General features: G+C 49.3%; 1 protein-coding gene. It reads right to left on the reverse strand.

From position 1 onward, the window contains the following. Window positions 1-175: DUF3155 domain-containing protein (locus tag NW856_RS08915; protein WP_414399877.1), on the reverse strand; the 175-nt coding region annotated here is incomplete at its 3' end. Between the last annotated feature and the right edge of the window lie 697 nt (window positions 176-872).

The following is an 872-nucleotide window of genomic DNA, read 5'->3' on the forward strand; positions in this document are numbered from 1 at the left end:
ACTTCTCTTCACCACTGTCCAGATTAAATTGAGGAATGTGATCTAAAATTTTGCGCCCTTCCAGACGACGGCGACTCTTACGCTTTCTTCTCCTAACCAATGTAAGCCTCCTGTAGAAGGATGACCGAACAACCGCAACCGCAAAGAATATATCAGCGCTGCTTAAGAAAAGCAATAACTTTTACCCATTTTTGTTATCATCTTTTACAAAGGCAATAAAGACAGCAGTCGCCCTCAAAGCCCTTGAAGGGTTACTTATGGACGCATGGACGCGCCCAAAAAAATCTAATCGGGAACCTTTCTCCGAACAAAAAATCCTCCAACAATCGCCTGCAAAGAGAGCTGGCGATTGGGCGTTTGCTAGGTTGACTGCTGATATTGATAGGGGATCCACGGGCTCTGACACCTGCGAAGAAAGTCAGATGCCGATGTGGGAGATCCGCATCAAATCTGACCCCTAGCCTAACATTAACAAAAACGATACTCAACAGAACATATACCTAAGCTCAGCTTCAAGACAACCCCCTTTGGGCTGAAGTGCTAAGTCAATTGCCAATGCTGCAAGTCTGGAGCTGCTCAACCGAGGAGAGAAAGGGGCACTCCGGTGCCGGGCTACCGTTGAACAGCGCATGTAAGACTGTACAACCAACTTCTTGTTTCTACAAGAGATCCACTGCGGATCCCCAGCATGTCCACACAGCCCTTTCGCGAGTTCATCCTGGGAGCCCTGGAGTGAGGAGTTCTGGTACCGTAGGGATTGGATAGATCCCGCGCCAGGTGACCGGCAAGCTGGGATGAGCTTGATGGGCATTCAGGACTGCGTTGAACCGATTAGACGGAATTCAGCTAGAAATCGCAGGAGCCCCGCACTG

This window comes from Synechococcus sp. R3-13, assembly GCF_047462195.1.
In the GTDB taxonomy this organism is placed as follows: Bacteria; Cyanobacteriota; Cyanobacteriia; order Thermostichales; family Thermostichaceae; genus Thermostichus.